Source organism: Acinetobacter sp. XH1741 (assembly GCF_041021895.1).
In the GTDB taxonomy this organism is placed as follows: domain Bacteria; phylum Pseudomonadota; class Gammaproteobacteria; order Pseudomonadales; family Moraxellaceae; genus Acinetobacter.
This window is the reverse complement of the sequence record NZ_CP157428.1, coordinates 327,812-341,970: the sequence shown is the minus strand read 5'-3', so window position 1 is coordinate 341,970 and position 14,159 is coordinate 327,812. Positions and strand designations below refer to the sequence as shown.

11 protein-coding genes are annotated in these 14,159 nt (G+C 40.5%); 6 read left to right on the top strand and 5 right to left on the bottom strand.

Going from position 1 to position 14,159, the window contains the following annotated elements:
• Nucleotides 1-196: 196 nt before the first annotated feature.
• A complete protein-coding gene (gene acs / locus ABLB96_RS01760; protein ID WP_348896497.1) occupies nt 197-2,146 on the top strand; it encodes an acetate--CoA ligase in 1,950 nt (649 codons plus the stop codon).
• Between the two features lie 39 nt (nt 2,147-2,185).
• Here the strand turns inward: acs and ABLB96_RS01755 are convergent, their stop codons facing one another.
• Nucleotides 2,186-2,728 carry a cysteine hydrolase family protein gene (locus ABLB96_RS01755; protein ID WP_348896496.1) on the bottom strand — a complete coding sequence of 181 codons (543 nt, stop codon included), beginning with the start codon at nt 2,726-2,728 and terminating at the stop codon, nt 2,186-2,188.
• 105 nt (nt 2,729-2,833) lie between these two features.
• Here ABLB96_RS01755 and ABLB96_RS01750 point away from each other — a divergent pair, with 105 nt between their 5' ends.
• Nucleotides 2,834-3,238, top strand: a complete 405-nt coding sequence (locus tag ABLB96_RS01750; RefSeq protein WP_348896495.1) for a winged helix-turn-helix transcriptional regulator — start codon at nt 2,834-2,836, stop codon at nt 3,236-3,238.
• A 92-nt stretch (nt 3,239-3,330) separates the two neighbouring features.
• Here the strand turns inward: ABLB96_RS01750 and sfnG are convergent, their stop codons facing one another.
• Both sfnG and msuE read right to left on the bottom strand, forming a co-directional pair.
• A complete protein-coding gene (gene sfnG / locus ABLB96_RS01745) occupies nt 3,331-4,443 on the bottom strand; it encodes a dimethylsulfone monooxygenase SfnG (protein ID WP_348896494.1) in 1,113 nt (370 codons plus the stop codon).
• 43 nt (nt 4,444-4,486) lie between these two features.
• On the bottom strand, nt 4,487-5,224 hold the full coding sequence (gene msuE, locus ABLB96_RS01740; RefSeq protein WP_348896493.1) for an FMN reductase: 738 nt from the start codon (nt 5,222-5,224) through the stop codon (nt 4,487-4,489).
• Nucleotides 5,225-5,599: 375 nt separating this feature from the next.
• On the opposite strand from msuE, the gene ABLB96_RS01735 reads away from it, so the two are divergent.
• Nucleotides 5,600-6,250, top strand: a complete 651-nt coding sequence (locus tag ABLB96_RS01735) for a response regulator transcription factor (protein WP_348898049.1) — start codon at nt 5,600-5,602, stop codon at nt 6,248-6,250.
• Between the two features lie 44 nt (nt 6,251-6,294).
• On the opposite strand, the gene ABLB96_RS01730 is transcribed toward ABLB96_RS01735, so the two are convergent.
• Both ABLB96_RS01730 and ABLB96_RS01725 read right to left on the bottom strand, forming a co-directional pair.
• Nucleotides 6,295-7,062, bottom strand: coding sequence for a hypothetical protein (locus ABLB96_RS01730; RefSeq protein ID WP_348898050.1), 768 nt, complete (start codon nt 7,060-7,062; stop codon nt 6,295-6,297).
• A 370-nt stretch (nt 7,063-7,432) separates the two neighbouring features.
• Nucleotides 7,433-10,930 carry a PAS domain-containing hybrid sensor histidine kinase/response regulator gene (locus ABLB96_RS01725; RefSeq protein ID WP_348898051.1) on the bottom strand — a complete coding sequence of 1,166 codons (3,498 nt, stop codon included), beginning with the start codon at nt 10,928-10,930 and terminating at the stop codon, nt 7,433-7,435.
• A gap of 183 nt (nt 10,931-11,113) precedes the next feature.
• Here ABLB96_RS01725 and ABLB96_RS01720 point away from each other — a divergent pair, with 183 nt between their 5' ends.
• The 3 genes from ABLB96_RS01720 (at nt 11,114) to ABLB96_RS01710 (ending at nt 14,025) form a co-directional block, all read left to right on the top strand.
• On the top strand, nt 11,114-11,446 hold the full coding sequence (locus tag ABLB96_RS01720) for a DUF485 domain-containing protein (protein WP_348898052.1): 333 nt from the start codon (nt 11,114-11,116) through the stop codon (nt 11,444-11,446).
• A 1-nt stretch (nt 11,447) separates the two neighbouring features.
• The gene (locus ABLB96_RS01715; RefSeq protein ID WP_348898053.1) at nt 11,448-13,163 is read left to right on the top strand and encodes a cation acetate symporter; all 1,716 of its coding nucleotides are present in this window, start codon (nt 11,448-11,450) and stop codon (nt 13,161-13,163) included.
• A gap of 169 nt (nt 13,164-13,332) precedes the next feature.
• The gene (locus tag ABLB96_RS01710; RefSeq protein WP_348898054.1) at nt 13,333-14,025 is read left to right on the top strand and encodes an ion channel; all 693 of its coding nucleotides are present in this window, start codon (nt 13,333-13,335) and stop codon (nt 14,023-14,025) included.
• Nucleotides 14,026-14,159: the final 134 nt, after the last annotated feature.

Here is a 14,159-nt window from a genome sequence, read left to right as displayed (position 1 = left end):
ACAAATGTTTTAAATCAACTTAATTTTATAAAAATGTTCACAATTTCGTATGCTTGAGTAAGTGCTCAATATATGACCAAAGTCGGATTGTCTAGGCTTTTAAAGAGTCATCATACTGAAAAGGCATTCAAATAAGATCCAGTAAAATAATAGCCACAGTCTCGAGATGGGATGCACAAGATCAAGGAAGTTGCGTATGAATGAGATCTATCCAGTACCAGAGGAATTTAAACAAACAGCTCGTACTGTTGAAGCAGACTACTTTAAACGTTATCAACACTCTATCGAGAAGCCAGATGAATTCTGGGCAGAGCAAGCTAAAATTGTCGATTGGATAAAACCATTTACCCAAGTTAAAAATACCAGTTTTGACAAAGACAATTTCAAAATTGAATGGTTTGCTGATGGTGAGTTAAACGTATCAGCAAACTGCCTAGACAGGCATCTAAAAGAACACCCTCATAAACCCGCCATTATTTGGGAAGGGGATCATCCTTCTCGTCATAAAATCGTTTCTTATAAAGAATTACACGATGAAGTTTGTCGCTTTGCCAATGTTTTAAAGAAATATGGCATTGGTAAAGGTGACCGCGTTGTATTGTATATGCCAATGGTGACTGAGGCTGCAATTGCCATGCTAGCCTGTGCCCGCATTGGTGCGGTTCACTGTGTGGTCTTTGGTGGTTTCTCACCAGATTCTTTGGCAAGCCGTATTCAAGATAGCCAAGCTAAACTGGTGATTACCGCAGACTCAAGTCTACGTGCAGGAAAATTATTACCGCTCAAAGAAAATGTCGATTTGGCTTTAGCGCTACCCGGCACAGAGTGTGTTGAAAATGTCGTTGTGGTTTACCGTAATGCTAACCCGATTGAAATGAAACCGGGGCGCGATTTGTGGTATCACCTCATTATTATGGAGGTTGATGCTAACTGTCCTCCAGAGCCTATGAAGGCCGAAGACCCGTTATTTATTCTTTATACTTCGGGTTCAACTGGTAAGCCTAAAGGTGTATTACATACTACAGGTGGATATCTGGTTTATGTGGCAAGTACCTTTAAAGAGGTATTCGATTTAAAACAAGATGATGTGTACTGGTGTACAGCCGATATCGGCTGGATTACAGGGCATAGTTATTTGATTTATGGGCCACTCGCGAATGGTACCACGACCTTAATGTTTGAAGGTGTGCCTCAATATCCAACATGGGCACGCCTTGGCCATGTGGTCGATAAACACAAAGTTTCTATCTTATATACAGCGCCAACTGCGATTCGCGCCATGATGCGAGAAGGTGACTCGTATGTACGTGAAAGTAACCGTAGTAGCTTACGTTTACTGGGTTCAGTGGGTGAACCGATTAACCCTGAGGCTTGGAACTGGTACTACACTGTAGTAGGTGAGAGCCGCTGTCCGATTGTTGATACATGGTGGCAAACTGAAACGGGCGGTATTTTGATTGCACCCTTACCAGGTGCAACAGCCCTAAAACCGGGTTCGGCAACACGTCCGCTATTTGGTGTACAGCCTGCTATTGTAGATGGTGAAGGCAATGAGCTAGAGGGTGCAGTGGAAGGCAACCTTGTGATTAAAGATTCATGGCCAGGTCAAATGCGTACCATTTGGGGTGACCCAGATCGCTTTATTGAGGCTTATTTCTCGACCTTTAAAAATACTTACTTCACAGGTGATGGCGCGCGCCGTGATGAAGATGGATATTACTGGATCACAGGTCGTGTTGATGATGTCTTAAACGTTTCAGGCCACCGTTTAGGTACTGCTGAAATTGAAAGTGCTCTTGTTTCGCATGAAGCGGTGGCAGAAGCAGCAGTGGTGGGTATGCCTCACGAGATTAAAGGCCAAGGTATTTGTACTTTTGTGACCTTACAAGCAGGTGTTCCAGAGTCAGAAGAACTGCGTAAAGAGTTAATTAATTGGGTACGTAAAGTGCTTGGCCCAGTGGCTTCACCAGATGCACTACATTGGGCACCAGCATTACCTAAAACGCGTTCTGGTAAAATCATGCGCCGTATTTTAAGAAAAATTGCGGCAAACGAGCTTGATAGTTTAGGTGATACGTCAACCTTGGCTGAACCTGCTGTGGTAGATCAGTTAATTGCTACAGTTTATCCCGATAAGCAAAAGTAATTTAAAAAGCCCCATTTGGGGCTTTTTTATTAAGACTTATTAAGCATTTGCTAAAAAGTCCGCAGTATTTTGTACATTTGCAAATGTACTCAGCGCAGTTAAAAAAGTGGTTTGCACATCTTCAGCTTTTACAGTCTTTCCAGCATGGCTTAAATCACGTGTTGCGGTGGCATCTGCAATTAAGATGGGTTGATAGCCAAGTTCTTTGGCTGCGCGTGTCCCTGAATCAATACACATATGAGTCATCATACCTGTAATCACAAGTTGCTCAATTTGATGTGTTTTTAGAAGTTCATCTAAATTGGTTTCTAAAAAACTGTTTGGATAATGCTTTGTCACGATTAATGAATCACTATCAGCAATAAGTTCGGGATGAAGTAAAACCCCATCTGTATTTTCTTGGAAGAAACTGGCTTGTGGCGGGTTAATATGTTGTACATAAATAATCGGCAAGTTTTTATCGTTAAAATATTGTTCGAGCTGCTTTATTTTATCGAGCGCTTGATCTGGTCCAACCAATTCCATTTTGCCATTTTTAAAATAATCGTTTTGTACATCGATAACTAACAGTGCTTGTTTCATGAGAACATTCTTGTTGATATGAGATAAAACAAGGTTATTCTCCTTTGCCAAAATCGGCTATAGTCCTATGAAAGCATTACCGCCTGTTTTCTTTCGCCATGAAAAATGAATATTGAATTAGACCCGATTGATCTAAAAATTATTGCATTACTCAAGCAAGATTCACGCTTAACAAATAAAGAAATAGGGCAGCGTGTGCACCGGACAGGGCAGGCTGTGGGTGCTCGGATTGCTCAGTTGATGGATGCTGGGGTGATCAAGAATTACACCATTGCCGTGCAATACATGCATAAACAATTTATTCATTTGCATTTAAATGAACAGCGCGCATTTGAAGAAATTGAAAATTTAGTCAAGCAATATGAACAAATCGATGAGTGCTTTAAAGTGATGGGCAATGCCTGTTATATGATTGTCAGTCATTTTGAACCGCCAGCATTGAATGAATTTATTGAGGCTCTTTCAAAATGGTGTCGTTATTCGGTTGAAACTGTAGTTCGAGAAGTTTGAAAAATAAAAGCTCCAAGCCGAGTCTTGGAGCCAATTACTCTTTATTTTAATTTATTATTTTTATTTTCTTGCGCTATTTTGGCTGGAGGTTTTTAGGCTGATTTAGCTTGGATTTCTACCTCCTTTTCCTGTTGAAGTTCTAACTGACGAACGAGCGGTAAAACTTTTTCTCCGAAATACTCCACCTCTTCAATAAAATGTAAGAAACCGGAAAGAATCAGATCAACACCTACATGTTTAAGCGCCACAATACGCTCTGCAATTTGCTGAGGTGTACCAATTAAATTGGTTTTAAAACCGTCGTTATATTGAACCAAGTCTTCAAAAGTTGATTTTGCCCAGTTGCCTTGTTGCTCTGGTGAAGCTGCACCCGCTTCACGTGTGGCATCTCCAAATGCATTTACCGCTTCAGTGTTGGCTTTATCAATAATTTCATGAAGTACCGCTTTTGCTTCTTCTTCGGTATCTCTTGCAATAATGAAAGCATTTACCCCAATTTTAACCTGATGGTTATTGGCTTTTGCTTTTGTGCGAATATCTTCAACTTGTTTTTGAATTTCTTCAACTGTATTACCGTTGGTAAAATACCAGTCAGATACGCGAGAGGCCATGTCGCGTGCAGCACGTGAGCTACCACCTTGGAAAACTTCAATATAAGGCTTTTGCAAAGGTTTTGGTTTAAGTGTGTAGTTTTGGAACTGATAGTATTTACCATCGAAACTATAGTTATCGGTGGTCCAAATCCCTTTTAAAGTGCGAATAAATTCTTCTGAACGGACATAGCGTTCGTCATGCTCTGGCCACTCTTCACCAATGGCATCAAATTCCCCTCTGAACCAGCCACTCACCACATTAATAGCAATTCGGCCTTCGGTGAGATAATCAATTGTAGCCAGCTGTTTAGCTGCCAGTGCCGGTTTCCAAGGGCCGGGCAGAATAGCCGCAATCACTTTAAGTTTCTCAGTTTTTGCAAGTAATGCATGGCTGAAACTTACTGATTCATGCTGGTTTTCTGCCCCATAGCCCGCCGTAAAACGAATTTGAGTGAGCGCATATTCAAAACCATTTTTTTCGGCAGCTTGTGCAAGTCGAACATTGTAGTCATAACTCCAATCTGTACGCTGTTCGATATTACTCACCACAAGGCCACCGCTTACGTTTGGTACCCAATAAGCAAATTTAATCGGTTGTTGTAATTGCGTCATGGTGCGCTCTCCCATTCGTTATTTTTATTTCGTCATGTTGAGCTTAGGCAACATGTGTTAATGATTTGCCAGATTTATGATGTAAGCGAGATTCTGCTGCATCAAGATTTGGTACAGCTGCTGAAGGTAATACTTCTTCTTGCTCAATTTGCTTGTTAATACCAAGCTCTTGATTTGCTTGCTGAGATTTGGATTTGATAACTTCAGCACGTTTACCTTTTGCTGGCGCCCATTCTAAAATTGGCAATGCACGTGCTACTGCTAGCGTGATACGGTCAGATAATTGCTCGCTTTTCACTGTATATTCAGGGGTAAAGTCACGATCTGTCGCATAAACACCAATCGGTAAAGTTTGTGCTTGGAAGAAACTAAACAATGGGCGAAGTTGATGTTCGAGTACCAAGGCATGGCGATCACTACCGCCTGATGCTGCCAAAAGTACAGGCACGTCAACCAACGCAGTTTGTTCAACAAAATCGAAGAAATGCTTGAAAAGACCTGTAAAAGAAGCACGGTAAACAGGAGTACCTACAATTAAGGCATCTGCTGCTTCAACTGCTGCAAGGTCATCTTGTACACGCTGTGGAAGTTGGTTGCGGTAAAATGCACCGCCTAGTAATGGTCCGATTTCACTTAATTTAATAAAATGAACTTTAATATCGGTTGCTTCGGATAATTCATCAAGAATGGCTTGAACCAGACTTTCGGTTTTAGATGGCGTATTTAATCCACCAGAAACGGCAACAATATTTAAAGGTTTTGATGATGCGATACCAGTCATGATTTGGTTCCTAAGCCTAAAAAACAACATTAGACTTATTAATCAACAATGATGGCGAACTGTAAAATAACGAAATTGGTCAACGTTATCAGTTTTAAATATAAAACCTAAATAGAGGATTTTTATACTTTGTTATACATCTAAGTAATTGTTTTTATTTTATATAACAATAGATGATATATTTTTTAGAATAAAAATAAAGCTTATACAAAAAATAGATTAATTTTGATTAAAAGGTAAAAACATCTAAAAAATGCGGCTAAGCTCTGAATTTATCAACATTTTGCACAAAAATGGATAAGATGAACGTATCTTTCATCTAAATAGTAGGGTTACAATAGGCCATACTTATGCTCAAGATTACTTTAATCGCTTATGAATATTTTAATCGTTGATGATCATCCTTTGTTTCGTCATGCTTTAATTCAGGCAGTACGTTATAGCCTGCCACAGGCACAAATTCATGAAACAGCTTCGGTTGATGAGTTTTATGAGCGTTTGGAAAATGGGGCAGAACCTGATCTAGTATTACTCGATTTAAATTTACCGGGTGCCTCAGGCTTTTCTGCGCTGGTTTATGTAAGAGCACAGTATCCATCTATTCCAATTATTGTGGTTTCTGCACATGAAGAAACTTCAATTATTCAGCGTGCAATTGCACATGGTGCAATGGGTTATATTCCTAAGTCGGCTCATCCAAGTCATATTGGTGAAGCGATCCGTCAGGTGTTAGATGGGGAAATCTGGTTACCGCCAAACTTACCATCTAATCTTAATCTTGACCCGAGAGCAGCAGATGAAACTGCTTTGGCCGAGCGTATTCAATCTTTAACACCTCAGCAATTCCGTGTATTGATGATGGTTGCAGAAGGTCTGTTAAATAAACAGATTGCCTACGAACTCGATGTTTCAGAAGCAACGATTAAAGCCCACGTGACAGCCATCTTTAGAAAATTAGGTGTGCAAAACCGTACACAGGCTGTACTGGCAATTAGTGCACTCAATATTGAAGATAAAAAAATCTAAAAATGAAAAAAGACCTCAAGCGAGGTCTTTTTTATGTCTATGTGTTAAGCAAGACAGTCTTGTTTTGGTGTTAGGCTGTCGCAGTACAACGGGTTAAGTGCACATTGCAAATCATCAATCTGTTCTTGAGTCACATAGCCTTTCATTTTTAAATATTCAGCCACGCGGTCATCACGCAAACTTAAGAAAGCTGCATCATAAACTCCTAAATCAACGAACAGAGCAGCTGTTTCCAAACTATTGAATCGATCAAGGAAAATATCATTGCCATACATCAAGAAGATATGGTCAAGTTTTGCTTTTTCATCTACATGTAAGCGTTCAGCCAGTTGATCTGGATGCGTTTTAATAAAGAGTAAGTCTGAAAGCTCATCAAACTGAGTCATATCTAACTGATTTTCGCCGAGTTTGACATGACCAAGCCAAGCTTTGAAAACTAGCACCGCACCACCACGCAGTAGCATGCTCCAGATTTGATGGCGTGTATCATGGTCAAGATTTTCACTTTCAGCGCTAAGAACTTTTAAGAAATTTTCTTCTTGCTGCGCTAATTTATCAAATAAACCTAAACCTTGCGGATGATAAGCAGCAGGTGCAAATACATCAAAATTCAAATCGTGAAATACATTGAGCGCGAGCGGGACTGCACATTGATAAATTGTATTGAGTGCTTTGATATGTGCTTCGCTCAGTTTGCTATTCGGGAAAATACTTTGCCAATCTAACTCTGGCAGTAAAGCATTGGCACTGTATTGACGATAAAATTGTTGAGACGAGAGTTGCCCTTGCGGGGTGTTATCAGAAATATTCATGGCAGTGGTCCTTTGCTTTAATTCATAAATTGGCTATAGGCAGAAATAAGTTCAAATATAAAATACGTTTGGAATATTTATGTGCCATGAAGAATGCAAGTAGAATACGACTAAAGTCGTATATGGTGATTTTTATCAAATAATTATTTATAAAAACAATAGCTTATTAAATTGTAACTAGGTGTACACGTGTTCACTTACAAAAAAGGTGGGCTTTGCCATAGAAAAAGAAGCTTTGGAAATTTTGGTCAATCATTCGTAGGTAAAAAGAAGACTTTTTGAGCAGTTCTGCCTATTGGCTTAAATTTAACTCGTAAGTTTTGCCAAAAATATCTCTCAAACCTATAAAAGGCTTGAGAGATGAAAAGAATTAGTCTGTTGTGCTGGCAATTTTAAGTCCAGATAACCAAGCTCTTAATGAAGCGGGTTTAAGCGGTTTTTTGAGTAAAACGATATTCAGATCTTTTAATTGCTGCGGTAACTCTGGGTGAGAGTCTGCTGTAATTAAAGCCACTGGTACATCTTCTTGGCGATTTTGAATAATAAAATCAACACCAAGTTGATTGTTATTTAAATGTTGGTCAATCAACCAAACCTGTATATTTTCTTTTTGAATAATTTCTAAAGCCTGCTCGGGTTCGGTGGCTTTGAACACCTGATAGCCCCATCGGCCTAATAAACTACTCATACCTTCAAGAATAGTTTCATCGTTGTCTAAACATAAAATCCGGTAGGCTTTAGTTTTTAAAGGCACTGCTTGTACAGTCGAAGTCGTAACTTTTGGTGGTTCAACAATAGGCACTTCAATCATAAAACATGAACCTTTGCCCAACTCTGAGTAAACATGAACCGGATAATTTAGTAAACCTGTCATACGTTGTACGATGGCCAGTCCGAGTCCTAAGCCTTGTTCACCCCAAGGTGATAAATGCCCACAGCGTTCAAACTCTTGGAACAATTTAATTCGTTGTTCTTCGGCAATACCCGGTCCAGTATCCCAAACCCCAATGCGAATATGTCCAGATTGCTGAGCAGAGCGGAGTACGCCCACCACCACTCGACCCTTGGCGGTATAACGTAAAGCATTACTCACAAAGTTTTGAATAATACGGCGAATCCACTGCGGGTCGGTATCGATCCAGAAAGATACATCATGAACTTTTAGAGAGATGTTTCGCTGTGCTGCAATCGATTTAAACTGTAACTCAAGATCACTGAGCAAATCATGTAGAGGATAGGGCTGTCTTTTTGGCTGAATACTACCACCTTCTAAACGAGCGATATCGAGTAGGGCAGACAGCATACTTTCTGCGCCATAAAGTGCTCGATCAAGTTGCTGCAAAGTTTGACGGTCTTGTTCTGTCGAAATACTTTGCTCAAGAACAGTACTAAACAGACGAGCAGCATGCATTGGTTGTAATAGGTCATGGCTTGCCGCTGCAATAAATCGGCTTTTTGACATATTGGCCATGTCGGCTTGTTCGCGCGCAAGCTGTTGTTCTGATAAAGCATCTGCGAGCTGTTGTGTTCGATCTTTTACGCGAGCTTCAAGGACTGCTTCGTTGGCACGGAAGGCAGTAATGTCAGCAAAGGTTGTCACAAAGCCACCACCCGAAATTGGGTTACCTCGCATTTGAATTACACGGCCATCTTTACGAATACGTTCGAACTCATGCGCGCTCCCTACTTTCATCCAGTGTAGACGTTTACGCACATGCTCTTCGACTGAACCGGGACCACATTCGCCGCGTTCAGCGTTATAACGAATCAAGTCAGCAATTGGGCAACCTACATAGACTAGGTCTTTCGGATACCCAAACAGTTTTAAATATTGGTTATTCCATGCAACCAAACACATGTTTTTATCCACCACACTTACCCCTTGGGTCATGTGGTCAATCATGGTCATGAGCAGATTTTGATTAAAACGTTGCCACTGTGAGGCTTGGTCTAAAATATTAGCGACTTGCCCTAAAGCAAGGCCGTTATTAATCATTGCTGTGGTGAGCAAAGTACGTGCAGAAGCAGCACCGATAATACCTGCCAGATATTGCTCGGTAAAACGCCACCACATGCCATTGGCAATACTATTTGGGTTGAGCGTGAGGTGATTTTGCTCACAAAAGTTCTCAAAAGCTTGCGTGGTAGGCTGCTCACCCGTAATTCTTTTGGCTAAGGCAAATAGATCACCTACTTTTAAGCGTGCGGCATCGTGCGGTAAATAGGTTAAATCGGTAGACGTATGCGGTGATGGCAAAGGCTTGGTTTCATAATAGAAGAAGCTTTCTGCCTGAATTTGTTCAGCCACACTTGGGCGGTAAAGTTTTGAAATCCAGATATATAAAAGAATATTTAAACCAAGTGACCAAATTACACCATGAGTTAATGGTGCAAATGACTCAAAGCCAAATAGCGACTCTGGACGCAAAGCATTGATGCCAAAAGGTCCGAAAAGCAAAATATTTTGGGCTGTGTGCTGATAGATTTCCGGCAGACTGCGTAAAATGGTTGGAAATAATAAGGTATAACTCCACATTAAAAATCCAACAATGAGTCCTGCATAGACCCCTTGGCGACTTCCGCCTCGCCAATACAATCCGCCAATGAGTGCTGGTGCAAACTGAGCTACCGCACTAAACGCCAATAAGCCAAATACTGAAAGCTGGTTAATATCATTAAAGAAATGGAAGAATAAAAAGCCCAGTAGCATGACTGCGATAATACTGATGCGACGACTAAATTTGAGTACTTTAGGTAAATGTTTATCGTGGCGTGAAAGCAACTTGAATCGCCACAGGGCAGGCATAATCAAGTCATTACTGAGCATAATAGACAAAGCAACTGATGACACCAGTAACATACCTGTTGAGGCTGAAAAGCCCCCTAAAAAGGCCAGTAAGGCAAGCCACTCTTGGTTATAACTTAAAGGTAAAGACAGTACAGCCACATCAGGTACAGTCAGGAACTTCGGTGCGGCATGCAAAGCCCAGCTTGCAATGGGGATAATCGCAAAAATAGTTAAAAGGAGATAAATCGCAAACCACTTACGGGCACCGCGAATATGTTTTTCATCGCGTAACTCAACTACGGCCACGTGGAACTGACGTGGTAAACAAATAATCGCTAAGCCTGCCAATAAAGTTTGAATCCAGAAAGTTTCAGGTACACCAAATAACTGTACCTCTTGGAAGGTCTGATTTACATCAGAAGTCATTTGACTTAAGTTTGCTGGCGATTCAAAAATAAAAAATAATGCGACGCAAAGTAGAGCAAATAACTTCACGAAAGATTCAAATGCAACCGCAAGCATGAGACCACCGTGTTGTTCTGTATTTGCAATCTGCCTTGTACCAAAAATCATAGCCAAGATGGCAAGTACACTGGTGAGTAATAACACGCTATTTGTGGTGGTATGAATGTGCGAGCTTTGCTCCATAATCACAGAAGTACTTAAAGCAATCGCACGTAGCTGTAACGCAAGGTAGGGGATAATTGCAATCACTGCAAGAATGGTCACTAGCGACGCCAGTACACCACTTTTACCATAGCGGGCTGCCACAAAGTCGGCAATAGATGAAATGGCATGGTGTTGTCGAACACGGCCTAAACGTCGCCAGATGTCATAGCCAAACCAGACAAATAAGAGCGGACCTAAATAAATAGGTAAGAAAATAACGCCTTCGCGCACAGCAGCGCCAGTTGCGCCGTAAAATGTCCATGAAGAACAATAGACACCTAAAGTTAAACTAAATAAAAACATGCGGCCACGTGTGCCAAGACGGCTGGCATGCTTCTCACCAAAAAAAGCACAGACAAATAAAAGCGCAATATAGAGTGTGAGAACCCCAATAATCAGCCAGCTGTTCATATGACCTACATAAGTGAAACCTTATGCCTATCATAACCCAAGCCGAAACAAAGCTATAAATTGATTAAATTTTAACGACCAAAGTCTAAGTTACGACGGAGCCTGAATCTTGCTAACTTTAATAATGAAAAAATACATTAAAAAAAAGTGACCAAGGTTGGGCACTGAGTAAGGAGTTTGGTCATGGATCAAAGCCAAGTAGAACAGATTCTACGCAATCCAAAGTTTCAAAAAATGGTCAAGACGAAAAGCACATTAAGTTGGACACTCACAATCATCATGTTAATTGTCTACGTGGGCTTTATGCTGCTTGTGGGCTATAACAAAGAATTTTTGATGAGTTCATTTAGTGGTGGTGTAACAACGTGGGGGATTCCACTCGGGTTAGGAATTATCATTTTATCTTTCGTTCTTTGTGGCGTGTATTCCTATATCGCGAATAACACCCTTGACCAGTTGAGTGAAGAAGCGTTGAAGGAAGTAGAAGCCATCACGCACGAGAAAGGATTACACTAATATGAAATGGAATTCATTAAAAGCGAAAGCCTTACTGACGGCAGCATCGCTATATTCGACTGTTGCTATCGCGGGTCCTGACTTAGGTGAAGCCGAGCAGCAAGCAACCAACTGGCATGCTATCATTATGTTTGTCATCTTTGTTGGTTTCACCTTGTTCATTACCAAATGGGCAGCAAAACAAACTCAATCAGCACAAGATTTCTATACGGCTGGTGGGGGAATCAGCGGTTTCCAAAATGGTTTGGCGATTGCGGGTGACTTCATGTCAGCGGCGTCCTTCCTTGGTATTTCTGCAATGGTGTTTAGCTCGGGCTTTGATGGCTTGCTATATTCACTAGGGTTCATGGTAGGTTGGCCAATCGTTTTATTCTTGGTGGCAGAGCGCTTACGTAACCTTGGTAAATATAACTTATCAGATGTCGTGTCATTCCGCCTTGAAGAAAAACCGGTTCGTACTTTAGCTGCATTTAGCTCGCTTGTGGTTGTAGCGTTTTACTTGATTGCACAAATGGTTGGTGCGGGTCAGCTCATCAAATTATTATTTGGTTTGAACTATAACATTGCGGTTGTGATTGTGGGCTTGCTCATGATGGCATACGTAATTTTTGGCGGGATGCTGGCAACTACATGGGTACAAATCATTAAAGCGGTGATGCTACTCAGTGGTGCTACTTTCATGGCATTTATGGTGATGAAGGCGGTTGGTTTTAGCTTCAGTAACATGTTTACCCAATCGATCGAAGTGTTCAGTAAAGTTCACGATGTAAGCTTGTCTGACGCTGCAAAAATTATGGGACCAGGTAAGCTTGCCGCAAACCCAATTGATGCATTGTCTCTTGGTTTGGCACTTATGTTTGGTACAGCAGGTCTTCCACATATTCTTATGCGTTTCTTTACTGTAAAAGATGCAAAAGAAGCACGTAAATCGGTTGTGGTTGCAACGGGCTTTATCGGTTACTTCTACCTTTTGACTTTCATTATTGGTTTCGGTGCGATCCTTTTCGTATCAAACAACCCGCAATTCCTTGATGTTGCAAAAATGGCTGTAACAGGCAAGCTTGAGCTTATCGGTGGTAACAACATGGCAGCCGTGCATTTAAGTGATGCATTAGGCGGCGATTTGTTCATGGGCTTCATTTCGGCTGTTGCATTCGCAACGATTCTTGCTGTAGTTGCAGGCTTAACACTTTCAGGTGCATCTGCAATTTCGCATGATTTATACGCTAACGTATTTAAAAAAGGTCAGACTACGCCAGCTTCAGAGCTTCGAATGTCAAAAATTGCGACACTTGGTTTAGCTGTTTTCGCCATGATTTTGGGTATTTTGTTTGAAAAACAAAACGTAGCTTTCATGGTGGGCTTGGCATTCTCTGTGGCTTGTTGTGCAAACTTCCCTGTTCTTGTTCTTTCAATGTTCTGGAAGGGTTTAACAACACGTGGTGCAGTGATTGGTGGTGTAGTGGGTCTGGTAACAGCGGTTGTACTCATTATTCTGTCTAAAGCAGTTTGGGTCGATACTTTAAAAATCTCTGATACCCCAATTAACCCGTTCAACGGTCCTGCGTTATTTGCTATGCCATTGTCGTTCCTTTGCTGTTGGTTCTTCTCGGTGACTGACAACTCAGCACGTGCGAAAAAAGAACGCGCTTCTTTTGATGCACAATATGTACGTTCAATGACAGGTATTGGCGCTTCTGGTGCATCTGATCACTAAAATTAAGTGTGTTTAACTTCTCATTAAAAGCCCTGCGGGGCTTTTTTTGTTTTATCTATCAGGTTTACTTAAAAGTAGTTCCTTAATAAAGAACAACTTGTTTCTTCTATTTTTTGTACAGTATGATTTTCTATAATTCAAAACATAAAGAAAAATGGAAAATAATTAAATGCGATCTATCATCGATTTTTGGGCCAGTTTTCGACTGCTACCTTCAGCATGGCTGCTGTTTGTGCAGTTCATTTTACTTATTTTGGCAATGCTCACTTTTAATAATGAATATTATCGGACCTTAACTTGGGCGCTAGGTGTACTTGCTTTACTTATTATTGCCAAGGTGATTCGTCAAACGCCTATGTTTACTTTTTTGGGTCTAACATTTGTGAGTGGGGCAATTATATCTTCAGTCTTTATTTTATTAGGTTATAGCAATTTAACTATCCAGATTTTTGCCCATAGCTGTGAAGCATTAGCCTATTTTTCGGCAGCTTATGGGTTATTTCGTTATATGTTTGCTGATCGGTATTTAACACGAGATGAATTGTTTGCAGCTGCTGCGGTTTTTACCCTCATTGCTTGGGGATTTGCATTTTTATATAACATTTGTCAGTTATTAATTCCAAATAGTTTTCAAAATTCAAATCATGCCTATCACTTACAAACTTGGCTAGATCTATTATTTTTAAGTTTTAGCTTACAGTCAGCAACGGGGTTATCTGATTTGATGCCTCTGAGCCCTCCAGCGCGCGTTTTAGCGATGCTACAAATGTTTTTTGGTGTGATGTATCTGGCATTGATTGTTACGCGGTTGATTGCTTTACAGTACATCTCACATGCCCCTAAAAAAAATTCTGATAAATAAAGAAGGAGATGTTTTAATTTTTTACACCTTTGTAACTGCAATATTATTTAAGTTTATTTAAAGTGTTATCGGCTTTCTCTATTGAAAGATATAACTTTGTTCATTCTGTGAATGTCTTTATTGGCTTTATGCCT